The following is a 12,355-nucleotide window of genomic DNA, read 5'->3' on the forward strand; positions in this document are numbered from 1 at the left end:
ACAAAGCTTTCGGCGATCCGGCACGACCGTGCTCCTGGCGAATTTGACCCAGTTGGTTAAAAAAGGTTGCGACGCTGCGCCGCAACATATGGGAGAATCACGCCTTCGCGCCGAATTCAAGTCCGCACTTTCCCTATGTCCACCCAGCCCCGCACCGCCGCCGCGCCGCAAGGCGATTTCGCCGTCACTCTCCGTATCGTGTCGGTCGTGCTGTACACGTTCCTCTGCTATCTGACGATCGGCATTCCGCTCGCGGTGCTGCCGGGCTTCGTGCATACGGACCTGGGCTACGGCTCGGTGATGGCGGGCGCAGCGATCAGCGTCCAGTACTTCGCCACGCTGTTGTCGCGGCCGCTCGCGGGCCGCACCGCCGACACGCTCGGGCCGAAAAAGACGGTGCTGTACGGCCTAGCCGCGTGCGCGGCGAGCGGCGTGCTGCTGCTGTGCTCCGCGCTCGCGGCGCAATGGCACGCGGTGAGCCTCGTGCTGCTGGTGATCGCGCGGCTCGTGCTCGGCTTCGGCGAAAGCTGGGTCGGCACCGGCTCGATCACGTGGGGCATCGGGCGCGTGGGCGTCGCGCACAACGCGAAGGTGATTTCGTGGAACGGCATCGCGACGTACGGCGCGCTTGCGATCGGCGCGCCGCTCGGCGTCGCCATCGACCATTCGCTCGGCTTCGCGTCGCTCGGCTTCATCGTGATCGCGCTGGGCGGCATCGGCTACTGGCTCGCGACGCGCATGGCGAGCGTGCCCATCGTTCACGGCGAGCGCATGTCGTATCGCAGCGTGTTCTTCCGCGTGCTGCCGCATGGGCTCGGACTCGCGCTCGGCTCGGCGGGCTTCGGGTCCATCGCGACGTTCATCACGCTTTTCTATGCCGCGCATCACTGGCCGAACGCGGCGCTTTCGCTCACGGTGTTCGGCACGACGTTCGTCGGCGCGCGCCTCCTGTTCGCCAACACGATCAAGGTCTACGGCGGCTTTCGCGTCGCCATCGTCTCGTTCGCCTTGGAATGCGCCGGCCTGCTGATGCTGTGGCTCTCCGCAGAACCCACCTTCGCCCTGGCCGGCGCGGCGTTGACCGGATGCGGCTTCGCGCTCGTGTTCCCGGCGCTCGGCGTCGAAGCCGTCGGGCTCGTGCCGCCCGCGAGCCGTGGCGCGGCGCTCTCCGCGTACTCGGTGTTCCTCGACTTGTCGCTTGGTCTGACCGGGCCGCTCGCCGGCTATGTCGCAGGCGAATTCGGCTACGGCTCGGTGTTCCTGTTCGCGGCGCTGGCGGCGGCATCGGCGGTGGCGTTGTCGGTGGCGCTTTACATGCGCGCCGGGCGCGGCGTGGGCGGCCCGGCAACCGCGTGAACGGTCGATTCGCAAATCGCTCCACTCTCTCGTCCGAAAGAGCAGGCAAACGCCGGAAATTTTGCCCGCTCTTTGTCTTAAAATCGCCGCTTGGCCCCACAGCGTCCGATTTATGAACTCGACCACGGAAGACCGCTGGCGCGATTTGCGCCCGGACCCGGACAGCGACACTCCGCTCTATCTTCAGCTCGCCCGCAAGCTCGCCAACGCCATTCACGACAACCGCTGGAACGCGGGCGAAGCGCTGCCGTCGGAGCGCGTGCTCTCGGAAGCGCTGGGCGTTTCGCGGATCACGTCGAGAAAGGCCATCGCGCTGCTGGTCGAACAAGGGCTCATTCGACGCGAACAGGGCGCGGGCAGCTTCATCCGACCGCGCTACGAAGACCCGCTTTCGCGTCTGTCGAGCTTCTCCGAAATGCTGCGCCGGCGCGGTTTTCAGCCGAGTTCGAAGTGGCTTTCGCGCACCATCGAGCCCGCCAATCGCGAAGAAGTGATTCAGCTCGGCCTGTCGCCCGCGGCCACTGTCGCGCGCCTGAAGCGCCTGCGCCTTGCCGACGACACCGTGATGGCCGTCGAAAACTCCACTTTCCCCGCCGCGCTGATTCCCGATCCGCTCGCCATCGGCGATTCGCTGTACAGCTATCTCGACACGCGCGGCCTCTCCATCGTGCGCGCGTTGCAGCACTTTCGCGCGGTGAACGCGAGTCCGGAGATTGCTGAACAGATGGGCATCGCGCCGCACGACGCGCTGTTGCTCATCACGCGTGTCGGCTACACGGCGGACCAGCGCGCGATCGAGCTGACCGATACCTACTGCCGCAACGACTACTACGACTTCGTCGCCGAGCTTCGCAAATAACGACGTCGCCCGCCATGACCGACACCGCCACAGTCCAGCCGTCCGACCGATCGCTCACCATCATGCTGTGGCTCGTCGCGACGGGCTTCTTCATGCAGACGCTCGACTCGACCATCGTCAACACCGCGCTGCCCGCGATGGCGCGCAGCCTCGGCGAAGCGCCGCTGCGCATGCAGGGCGTCGTGATCGCGTACTCGCTGACCATGGCGATGATGATCCCGGTCTCCGGCTGGCTCGCGGACAAGCTTGGCACGCGGCGCGTGTTTTTCAGCGCGATCCTGATCTTCACCATCGGCTCGCTGCTGTGCGCGAAGGCGCAGTCACTCACCGGGCTCGTCGCGTTTCGCGTCGTGCAGGGCGTGGGCGGCGCGATGCTGCTGCCGGTCGGCCGGCTCGCCGTGCTGCGCGTCTTTCCGGCGGAACGCTATCTCTCGGCGCTCGCGTTCGTCGCGATTCCGGGGCTCATCGGGCCGCTCATCGGTCCGACGCTCGGCGGCTGGCTCGTGCAGATCGCGTCGTGGCACTGGATCTTTCTGATCAACGTGCCGGTCGGCGTGATCGGCTGCATCGCGACGAATCTGTACATGCCCGACAGCCGCAATCCCGCGACCGCGCGCTTCGATCTCGCGGGCTATCTGCTGCTGGCGGTCGGCATGGTGGCGCTGACCATTTCGCTCGACGGTCTCGCCGATCTCGGCCTTCAGCACGCCATCGTGCTCGTGTTGCTGATTCTGAGCGTCGGCTGCTTCGTCGCTTACGGGCTGCACGCGACGCGCGCCGCGCAACCCATCTTCTCGCTCGATCTCTTCAAGATTCACACATTCAGCGTCGGCTTGCTCGGCAACCTGTTCGCGCGTATCGGCAGCGGCGCGATGCCGTATCTCATTCCGCTCTTGCTGCAGGTGAGCCTCGGCTATACGCCGTTCCAGGCGGGCATGATGATGCTGCCCGTCGCCGCCGCCGGCATGGCGAGCAAGCGGCTCGTCACGCGGCTGATCGAGCGCGTCGGTTATCGGCGCGTGCTGGTGACCAACACCGTGCTCGTCGGCCTGATGATGGCGAGCTTCGCGCTCACGAGCGCGCATCAGCCGCTATGGCTGCGGCTCGTGCAACTGGCCGCGTTCGGCGCCGTCAATTCGATGCAGTTCACCGCGATGAACACGCTCACGCTGAAGGATCTCGGCACCGGCGGCGCGAGCAGCGGCAACAGCTTGTTTTCGCTCGTGCAGATGCTGTCGATGAGTCTCGGCGTGACCGTCGCGGGCGCGATTCTCTCGACGTTCACCGGGCTCCTTCCGCGCGTCACCGAAACGAATTCGCTGCCTGCGTTCCACGCGACGTTTCTGTGCGTGGGCGTCATCACGGCGGCGACCGCGTGGATCTTCGGACAGCTCGCGCCGGAAGTGCGCGGCGCGCGCAACAAGCCGGACCCGTCGGAAGCCAACTGAGCGATTGCGCTCACCATCGCGACGTCGCGCAGCACCGCAGTGGTGCGCGCGGCACCGCGACGCGACGCCCGACGTCATCTTGACCCGCAATGAGCGGACGAATGCACGCGCTCCACTGCGCAAACCCGCGCCGATGCTCGATTCGCATGCTTCTTGCTCGAATGATCGGATGCGATCTTGTAAACTGCCGCTATCTCATAAAGCCGATCGACGCCCGTCAGACCTTGAGCATGGTTGATCTCGACCCTCCCCGCTTCCAGCCGCCGCGCCCCGTTGCCGGCGACGACGGCTCGCGTCGCACCGTGCTGTATGGCGAATACACCGTCTTCAGCGTGTTTCAGCCGGTATTTTCGGTGTCGCACCGGCGGGCGATCGGCTATCACGCGTCGCTGCGGGCGCGCGACGAGACGCATCGGCATGTGCCGTCGCACGAGGTCTTCACGCAGGCGGCGCGACGCGGCGATCTGCTGGAACTCGGCCGGCTCGCCGAATCGCTGCATCTCGGCAACTTCAATGCGTTCGACAGCCACGACGAATGGCTTTTCCTGAGCCTGCACCCCGCCGCGCTGATGGACACGAGCTACGGCGACGCGCTGCTCGCCGCGCTGAAGGACATCGGCTTGCCGCCGCAGCGCGTGGTGCTCGAAGTGCCTGAGCAGGCGGGCGGCGAGACGACGCGCTTTTCCGAGATCGTCGATTCGCTGCGCAAGTCGGGCTTTCTGATCGCACTCGACGGCTTCGGCGTGAAGCATTCGAACATCGACCGCGTGTGGCAGTTGCGGCCGGATATCGTCTCGCTCGACCGCTGCATTCTCCAGCAGGCGACCGAACATTCGCATATCGAGCGCGTGTTGCCGCGGCTCGTGTCGCTGCTGCATGAATCCGGCCAGCTCGTGCTGATGGGCGGCCTCGCCACCGAACGCGACGCGCTGATCGCGCTCGAATGCAACGTCGATTTCGTGCAGGGCGCGTATTTCGCGCAGCCGAGCGTCGAAGCCGTGCACAGCGAAGTCGCGGCGAGGACCATGGACGCGCTCTCGGCGGCATCGCGCGAACGGGTCGCGGCGCGCGAGCGCGCGCAGGCCGCGCGGCTCGAACCGTACGTGAGCGGACTGGAACGCGCCGCCGTCAAGCTGATGGAAGGCGAGGCGCTCGCCGCCGCCACGAGCGAATTGCTGCAACTCGCCGACACCGCGCGCTGTTTCCTGCTCGACCACGCGGGCCGGCAGATCGGCGACAACGTCGTGCCTGTGGTGCGGACGTCCCAGCGCGCCAAGCGCTTCAGCCCGCTGCTGCATTCGGAAGGCGCAAGCTGGGAGCGCCGCCCCTATTTCATCGAGGCGCTGCGCGCGCCGGGGCGCGTGCATCTCACGGCACCGTATTTGTCGATCAACGAGGCGCACCTGTGCGTGACGGCGTCCATCGCGGCGCAAACGCCTTACGGGCTCCAGGTGCTGTGCGTCGACATCAACTGGGAAGGCGTGCCGAAGCGCCGCTGAGACGCCCTTTCTGCCATGCGGCGCTTACTTAACAGCGCCGCTTCCATCCCCGAAAGCAAGCGGTCCCAAACAATTCACAAAACCTAGGGAAACAGATACCGTACTGTCTCGGGCGCGCGACACGAGTGCCCTAACGCACAGAGCTAGAAAAAGAGCCCTCGTTATTCTGTACGCAAACGGTTCGGCGGCGCTCGCCCGAATCTCACGACGAATGATCGCAACGAGGAAATCATGGCCGAAGCTAGCGTTCCCCTGTGCGTCGATCTGGACGGCACGCTGACCGCCACCGATCTGCTGGTCGAATCGTTCCTCGTGCTCGTCAAGAAGAATCCGGTCTATATCCTCTACTGTTTCGTCTGGCTCTTGCGCGGCAAGGCGTATCTGAAGGCGCAGATCGCAGAGCGCGTGGCCATCGACGTGTCCGTGCTGCCGTATAACGCGCGTTTCGTCGAATATCTGCGGGAGCAGCGTCAATCGGGACGCGACCTTTATCTGTGCACCGCGTCGAACAAACAGTTCGCAGAACAGATCGCCAAGCACTTCGGCATCTTCACGGGCGTGCTCGCGAGCGATCAATCACACAACCTCAAAGGCAGTCAAAAGGCCGGCGCGCTCACGAAGGAATTCGGCGCGCACGGTTTCGATTACTGCGGCAACGCGCTCGCCGACGTGCCTGTCTGGAAGGCGTCGCGTCAGGCGATCGTCGTCGGCAACCGGCACATCGCGGCGGCGGCGGAGAAGGTGAACAAGACGATCGTCTTCTTCGAAGAAAAGCGCTCGCTCGTTCGCCTGACGCTCAAGGAAATGCGCGTGTACCAGTGGGTGAAGAACCTGCTGATTTTCGTGCCGCTGCTCGCGTCGCACCGCTTCACCGATCCGGCGATGCTGCTCGACGAAACGCTCGCGTTCTTCTCGTTCAGCTTCTGCGCCTCTGCGGTGTATCTGCTGAACGACATGCTCGATCTCGACTCGGACCGTCGCCATGCGAAGAAGCGCAACCGGCCGTTCGCGTCGGGCCAACTGCCGCTGACCTACGGCATGGCGCTCACGTTGACGCTGCTCGTCGCATCCGCCGCGCTTGCCGGGCAACTCGCGCCCAACTTCCAGCTGGTGCTCGGCGGCTACTTCATCGTGACGCTCGCGTATTCGTTCAAGCTCAAGCGCCTGATGCTGGTGGATGTCTTCACGCTCGCCGCGCTCTATACGTCGCGCGTGATCGCGGGCGGCGCGGCGGCCGATATTCTGCTGTCGGACTGGCTCATCATGTTCTCGGTGCTCATCTTCCTGAGCCTCGCGATGGTCAAGCGTTACACCGAGCTCGACGCCCTCTTGCGCGACGGCAAGGTGTCGGCGGCCGGGCGCGGCTACGTCACGCAGGATCTCGGCATTCTGCGCTCGTTCGGCACCGCGTCGGGCTATGTCGCCGTGTTGGTGCTGGCGCTGTATCTGAACTCGTCGGACGTGCGGCTGCTGTATCGGCATCCGCACGCGCTATGGGTGCTCTTCGGGCTCTTGCTGTACTGGGTGAGTCGCGTGTGGATGCTCGCGTTTCGCGGCGAGATGCACGACGACCCGATCGTCTACGCGATCAAGAACCGCCTGAGCCTGCTCGTCATCTGTCTATGCATCGCCACGATCGTCGCGGCGATCTAGCTCCAACCTGACCTGCGCTTCATGCAATACATCACGCTTCTTCTGAGCGGCACGTGCAGCGCGCTCGCGAGTATCCTGCTGCGTCTCGCGGGCACGCTGCCGGCGAGCGGCCACGCGCTCGTCTTCGGCATGGAGCCGCGCGCGCTCATCTACCGGCTCGGGGCGATCGGCGCTTATGGCGCGGGCTTCGTGCTGTATGCGCTCGCGCTGCGGCGCGTGGAACTGAGCGTGGCGTATCCGCTGATGGTCGCGGTGACGATACTCGAAATCATGCTGTTCGGCGTGGTGCTCGGTGAAGCGATGTCGTTGCGCACGCTTGCCGGCGCCACGTTGTTGATCGCCAGTGTTCTGCTGCTTTACGCGCCCGCTCCGGCCACAGCTTGAGCGGCGTTGAATATCAAATAAAAGAGTCGTTTCGGGGAACTGTCATGCTGATCTCACGGACTGCCACGGGCAAGTCCGCGCCGAGTCTCGGCGCGATTTCGACGACGTTGATCGTCGTTGCACTAGCGATGATCGCGGCGCGCGTGCCGCACGTCTACGCGCAGTTCCGCGCCGATCCCGCGAATGCGTTCAGCGATTTCAACTACTACCTGTACGCGTTCACGACCGTGCTCAGCCATCCCGCCGATGCGACGGTGCTCTACGATCACGCGGGCCTCGTCGCGTTCATGCGCTCGATCGGCGCCCGCGATACCGGCATGGACGTGTTCTATGCGTATCCACCGCAATTCGCGTGGCTGTTCTCGCCGCTCGGCGCGCTTTCGCCGCTCGGGGCAAAGACGGTGTGGGTCGGCGGATCGCTCGTGCTGTTCGCGCTGGGCGTCGCGATGGTCGCGAAGCTCGCGTATCGGGGCGCGGATCGCGGCGTCGTGCTGCTGATCGTCGCGCTCGCGCTCTTGAGCCGCCCTTTCTTCGACGATGTGTACTGGGGCCAGTCGAACGAGTTGCTGTTCTTCCTGCTCGCGGCGACGTTCTTCTTTATTGATCGCGGCAATCGCGGGCTCGCGGGCGTGTTCCTCGGCGCGGCCATCGCGCTGAAGGTGACGCCCATCGCCATTGCGGGTCTGCTGCTTTTGCGACGCGAATGGCGCACTGCCCTGTTCACGTTCATCTCGTCCGTCGTGCTGACCGCGATCACCGCGTGGGCGCTCGGTTTTCATGCGATCTGGCATTACGTCGTGTCCGACATGCCCCGCCTCAACACGCAGAATCTGCTGCTCGGCGGCGCGCCGATCAACGTTGCGCTGCGCGGCGGCCTGCAAACGGTGATGCAGAGCGTCGGCCTCGGCGCGTCGCAGCCGATGCTCGGCGCGGTATGGCTTGCCACCGCCTCGGTTGTCTGCACGCTGGCCGTGGTACTGGTGGCGCGGCGCCACGCGGACCGTCGCATTGACTTCGCGCTCGCCACGATGACGATGCTCGTCGCATCCCCGATGCTGGAGCCGGTGCATCTGGTCGTTGCGCTGATCCCCGTGTGCATTCTGTTCGGCACGGCATTCGAGCGGCCCGGCGCGCGGCTGTCGCGGGTCGCGCCGCGAGTCGAATTGCTGCTTGCGAGCCTGGCGATCGCGGTGATGGCGTTCGCGTCGCGCGGCGCGAGCTACACGGTCGCGGTATGGCTGCTGTACGCGCTGCTCGTCGCGCGATACTTCGCGACCGGCGGCGTCACGCGCTTTCGTTCGATTCCGGGCGCAGAAGATCGAACGACGCCAGCGCGAGCACACCCGACATCACGATGAGCGCGGCGGAGTGTCGTCCGAAGTAAAGCAGCGCGGCGGAAGTCCACGCCGCGACGCAGAGGGCAGCGAAGCGTTTCATGATGAAGCGGTGGTGCAGGAAAAGACCGCTATTTTATCGGGCGGGCGTGGATGAACGCATAAATCGGCCGCTTGCGGCGTTGCTGATGGCATCAGGTCGAGCGCGTCAGCCGAGGCTTCGGTCTCTCGTGCACCGCCCCTCGGCCCGCAACGACACCACTCTTACTGCGCCGCCAGATAGAACGCCTGATCCCGCTGCGGCGTCACGCCGACCACGGTGAGCAAGCCATTCACGACCGTCGCTTCGACGGGCATCGACACATTGTTGAGACCACAGAACGCGCCGCTGAAGTTCAGCGTGCCGTCGAGCAGATGCTTGCCGGTTGCGCGTGGCTTGAAGCTGCCCGTGAACGTGCAGGCGCTTTGCGTGCCGTTGGCCGTGCCGTCGGCGGCGAAGGTGATGGTCGAGATGGGGTTGAAGCCCGAGCCGCTCGTCCACGTACGCGCGACATCGCTCAAGGCGAGCGGCGTGTCGTAGGTCGTGTTGTAGTTGCCGTTAAAGGCGGTGGCGGTCGTGTCGGGGCTCACGAAGAGACTCGTCGTGGCGGAAAGCGCGCTCTTCGTCGTAAAGTTGCCCGTGAGCGTGCCTGCGCGAATCGCGCCGAGGTTGTGGAAGCCGACCGTCGCGGGATCGGAGAACGCGCCGTCGGTGGCCGTCATGATGCCCTCGATCATCCAGACGAAAGAGCCGCTCTGCGTATAGATGCTGTAGTACTGCCCGGTTTCCAGCACGATGGTCTGAGCCGCGAACGACTGCGACGAGTTCGCCGACCCGTACCAGAGGCCTTCGGGCAATGCGTGAGACGTTCTCGGAACGCAGGATTTGGTCAGATTGCCGAGATCCGACACGCAGTTCTTGTCGTCGCCGCCGCCGCCGCATGCGGCGAGGATGGGCAGAGCGAGCAGGCAGAGTTTCGATACGAGTTTCATGGCGAGTTCATTGTCTTCAGAGTGAGCACAGGCCGCCGCTCTCGACGGATGCCGACAATGAAATAACGGAATCGCGCAGGGAAACTTTAATCAGGCGAGCTTGCGAAGCGTCTATGCCGCGCTCACCACCGCTTCGCGCAGCGCGTCGTATCTCCTGAGTCAAAAGAAAAGCCCTCGCACGGAGGGCTTTATCTTCGGAACGCTGACCGGACTCGCTGTCCGGCACAGCCGGTTGTCACCTCGGCGACAACCCATCATCCATTTACGCGCCGAAATTCTTCGAAGCGAAGTCCCAGTTCACGATGTTCCAGAATGCCTCGATGAACTTCGGACGCGCATTGCGATAGTCGATGTAGTAAGCATGCTCCCACACGTCCAGCGTGACGAGCGGCTTGCTGTCGGTGGTCAGCGGCGTCGCGGCGTTGCTCGTCGAGACGATATCGAGCGAGCCGTCGGTCTTCTTCACGAGCCACGTCCAGCCCGAGCCGAACGTGCCCACGGCGACCTTCGCGAACTCTTCCTTGAACTTGTCGAAGGAGCCGTATTTCGCGTTGATCGCGTCGGCCAGCGCGCCGGTCGGAGCGCCGCCGCCGTTCGGCGACAGGCTGTTCCAGAAGAACGTGTGATTCCACGTCTGAGCCGCGTTGTTGAACACGCCGCCCGACGACTTCTTCACGATTTCTTCGAGCTGCATGTTCTCGAATTCAGTGCCCTTGATCAGCTCGTTGAGCTTGGTCACATAGGTCTGGTGGTGCTTGCCATAGTGAAACTCGAGCGTTTCTTCCGACATGTGCGGAGCAAGCGCGTTCTTGTCGAACGGCAGCGGCGGGAGCGTATGTTCCATGATTGCGAGCTTCCTTTCTATGTGGATTGTGGGACTGTGAGGAGTGAAGCAGTGGAGCAATGGATTGTAGGCGAGTTGGGATAACCCCGCAAACCGCCCGCCTTTATGAGGAAGATCGCTTTCGTACCGTCAAAAGCGGCGTAAAAAGTGCTCGCGGCCGCGCTTCGCGCCACGTCGAAATTACGCCGTGGGGCGAGCGCGAAACGCGTCAGAAATCGTCGGACAGACGCGGCTGAACGTCAGCGAGAACGACGTCCGCCGAGCCTTGCGCGAGGTGAACCGTGAGCGCGCGCTTAGGCTTCAGCGCGTTCGGCGCGCGCAGCGCGCGGCCCGTTTGCGTGTCGATGAGCGCCGCATAACCGCGTTCCAGCGTGCGCTGCGGACTGAGCACCTGCAAGCGCGCCGCCAGCTCCGATACACACGCCTTCTCGCGCTCCCGACGGCGCTCGTTCGCGCTTTTCAGGCGCTGCGCGAGCCGCAGCACGTGCTCGGTCTGCGCGGCGACATCCGGGCGCCTGCGCTCGAAGCGATACCGCACGAGCGCGAAGTGCGCGCGGGCATCGCGCACGGGCCGCGCGCCGGCTGTTGCGAGACGGCTCGCGAGTTGCCGCAGATGCACGCGCTGCCGCGCGAGCCGCTCGGCGGGACTCACGAGCCTGCGCGCGAGCCAATCAAGCTGCTGCGCGCGACGCTCCATCGTGCGCCCGAAGGCGCGCGCGAGCGCCGCGTGCCGATGATCGAGCTCGCGCAGCAACAACACGCGCTGCGGACTCACGAGCTCCGCTGCGCCGGTCGGCGTGGGCGCGCGGACATCGGCGGCGAAATCGGCGATGGTGAAGTCCGTCTCGTGACCGACGCCGCTCACCACCGGCAGTTCGCTCGCCGCTATCGCACGGGCGAGCACTTCCTCGTTGAATGCCCACAAGTCTTCGATCGACCCGCCGCCGCGACACACGATCAGCACGTCGACTTCGCGCCGCGCGTTGGCCGCTTCGACCATCGCCGCGAGTTTCGCGCCGGCGCCCGTGCCCTGCACCGGCCCCGGATACACGATCACCGGCACGTGCGGCGCGCGGCGCGCGAGCGTGGTCAGCACGTCGCGCAACGCGGCGGCCTGCAAAGACGTGACGATGCCGATGCCGCGCGGATGCGTCGGCAGCGCGCGCTTGCGCTCGGCGGCGAAGAGGCCTTCGCTCTCCAGTTGCGCCTTGAGGCGCAGAAACGCTTCGTACAGGCGCCCCTGCCCCGTGCGCCGCACGGCTTCGACGCTCAATTGCAACTCGCCGCGCGGTTCGTACATCGTGACGAGCGCGCGCACTTCGATCTTGTCGCCTTCGCGCGGCACGAACTCGGCGTACTGCGCGCGGCTTCGGAACATCACGCAGCGCATCTGCGCGTTGGCGTCCTTGATCGAAAAGTACCAGTGGCCGCTCGCGGCGCGCGTGAAGTTCGACACTTCGCCCGATACCCAGACGAGCGGAAACGACCGCTCCAGCATCGTGCCGATCGCACGGTTGAGTACGGAAACGGGGACAACGGCGTCGCCGCCTGGCGTCGGCAAGGAATCGGGAGTCATGGTTCGGATCGGATGAAAGGCGCGTCGCCCGGCGCGGTCCGCCTGGCAAGGCCCCGCCAGTGTAGCAAGTGTCCACACAGAAGAACTTACCGATGCGGCTCCCCGACGGCCGCCGGACGCCCATGAGTTCGTACCAAGTCCTTGATTCGACTCGTTTTCTTGCAGGAAGCCAGGCAATTTCCCGAAGCAACTCTTTCCTGAAGCGGATTTCGCCTTTTCGAACGCCAAGTTCTTCACAGAGTTATCCACAGTTTGCGTCGGCGCCGCGAACGGCCGCGCCGACTGGCGAAGAGCGCGTTCGCGCGATAGAGTGCCGGGTCGTGCACCGGCTCGCGCGGTTCTGAGGTCGCTTCGGACCTTTGAGTGCGCA

Annotated in this window: 10 protein-coding genes; 7 read left to right on the plus strand and 3 right to left on the minus strand. The window is 65.0% G+C overall.

Annotated features, from left to right (window positions below):
- The first annotated feature begins 135 nt into the window (after positions 1 to 135).
- The 7 genes from NCR34_RS11165 to NCR34_RS11195 all read left to right on the plus strand — a co-directional run bounded on the left by NCR34_RS11165 (position 136) and on the right by NCR34_RS11195 (position 8,557).
- Positions 136 to 1,356, plus strand: a complete 1,221-nt coding sequence (locus NCR34_RS11165) for an MFS transporter (RefSeq protein ID WP_206466851.1) — start codon at positions 136 to 138, stop codon at positions 1,354 to 1,356.
- Positions 1,357 to 1,468: 112 nt separating this feature from the next.
- Positions 1,469 to 2,215, plus strand: coding sequence for a GntR family transcriptional regulator (locus tag NCR34_RS11170; RefSeq protein ID WP_175944828.1), 747 nt, complete (start codon positions 1,469 to 1,471; stop codon positions 2,213 to 2,215).
- Positions 2,216 to 2,229: 14 nt separating this feature from the next.
- A complete protein-coding gene (mdtD, locus tag NCR34_RS11175; RefSeq protein ID WP_250499896.1) occupies positions 2,230 to 3,663 on the plus strand; it encodes a multidrug transporter subunit MdtD in 1,434 nt (477 codons plus the stop codon).
- 224 nt (positions 3,664 to 3,887) lie between these two features.
- Positions 3,888 to 5,162: an EAL domain-containing protein gene (locus tag NCR34_RS11180; protein ID WP_250499897.1), complete on the plus strand. Its 1,275-nt coding sequence runs from the start codon at positions 3,888 to 3,890 to the stop codon at positions 5,160 to 5,162.
- A gap of 231 nt (positions 5,163 to 5,393) precedes the next feature.
- Positions 5,394 to 6,815: a UbiA family prenyltransferase gene (locus NCR34_RS11185; protein ID WP_250499898.1), complete on the plus strand. Its 1,422-nt coding sequence runs from the start codon at positions 5,394 to 5,396 to the stop codon at positions 6,813 to 6,815.
- A gap of 21 nt (positions 6,816 to 6,836) precedes the next feature.
- Positions 6,837 to 7,199, plus strand: coding sequence for a DMT family transporter (locus tag NCR34_RS11190; protein WP_175944835.1), 363 nt, complete (start codon positions 6,837 to 6,839; stop codon positions 7,197 to 7,199).
- 44 nt (positions 7,200 to 7,243) lie between these two features.
- Entirely contained in the window at positions 7,244 to 8,557 is a 1,314-nt protein-coding gene (locus NCR34_RS11195) for a glycosyltransferase family 87 protein (protein WP_250499899.1), read from the plus strand.
- Positions 8,558 to 8,797: 240 nt separating this feature from the next.
- Here the strand turns inward: NCR34_RS11195 and NCR34_RS11200 are convergent, their stop codons facing one another.
- The 3 genes from NCR34_RS11200 to xseA all read right to left on the minus strand — a co-directional run bounded on the left by NCR34_RS11200 (position 8,798) and on the right by xseA (position 11,985).
- The gene (locus tag NCR34_RS11200; protein WP_250499900.1) at positions 8,798 to 9,565 is read right to left on the minus strand and encodes a hypothetical protein; all 768 of its coding nucleotides are present in this window, start codon (positions 9,563 to 9,565) and stop codon (positions 8,798 to 8,800) included.
- A gap of 262 nt (positions 9,566 to 9,827) precedes the next feature.
- Positions 9,828 to 10,409 (minus strand): superoxide dismutase, encoded by a 582-nt coding sequence (locus tag NCR34_RS11205; RefSeq protein ID WP_175944843.1) that lies wholly within the window; start codon positions 10,407 to 10,409, stop codon positions 9,828 to 9,830.
- A 208-nt stretch (positions 10,410 to 10,617) separates the two neighbouring features.
- A complete protein-coding gene (xseA, locus tag NCR34_RS11210; protein WP_250499901.1) occupies positions 10,618 to 11,985 on the minus strand; it encodes an exodeoxyribonuclease VII large subunit in 1,368 nt (455 codons plus the stop codon).
- Positions 11,986 to 12,355: the final 370 nt, after the last annotated feature.

The organism is Caballeronia sp. GAWG1-5s-s, from assembly GCF_023631445.1.
Classification (GTDB): Bacteria; Pseudomonadota; Gammaproteobacteria; order Burkholderiales; family Burkholderiaceae; genus Caballeronia.

Coding starts and splice junctions, on each gene's coding strand:
- NCR34_RS11205 (WP_175944843.1), bottom strand. CDS start 10,409: ATGGAACATACGCTCCCGCCGCTGCCGTTCGACAAGAACGCGCTTGCT.
- NCR34_RS11165 (WP_206466851.1), top strand. CDS start 136: ATGTCCACCCAGCCCCGCACCGCCGCCGCGCCGCAAGGCGATTTCGCC.
- NCR34_RS11200 (WP_250499900.1), bottom strand. CDS start 9,565: ATGAAACTCGTATCGAAACTCTGCCTGCTCGCTCTGCCCATCCTCGCC.
- mdtD (WP_250499896.1), top strand. CDS start 2,230: ATGACCGACACCGCCACAGTCCAGCCGTCCGACCGATCGCTCACCATC.
- NCR34_RS11190 (WP_175944835.1), top strand. CDS start 6,837: ATGCAATACATCACGCTTCTTCTGAGCGGCACGTGCAGCGCGCTCGCG.
- xseA (WP_250499901.1), bottom strand. CDS start 11,985: ATGACTCCCGATTCCTTGCCGACGCCAGGCGGCGACGCCGTTGTCCCC.
- NCR34_RS11170 (WP_175944828.1), top strand. CDS start 1,469: ATGAACTCGACCACGGAAGACCGCTGGCGCGATTTGCGCCCGGACCCG.
- NCR34_RS11185 (WP_250499898.1), top strand. CDS start 5,394: ATGGCCGAAGCTAGCGTTCCCCTGTGCGTCGATCTGGACGGCACGCTG.
- NCR34_RS11195 (WP_250499899.1), top strand. CDS start 7,244: ATGCTGATCTCACGGACTGCCACGGGCAAGTCCGCGCCGAGTCTCGGC.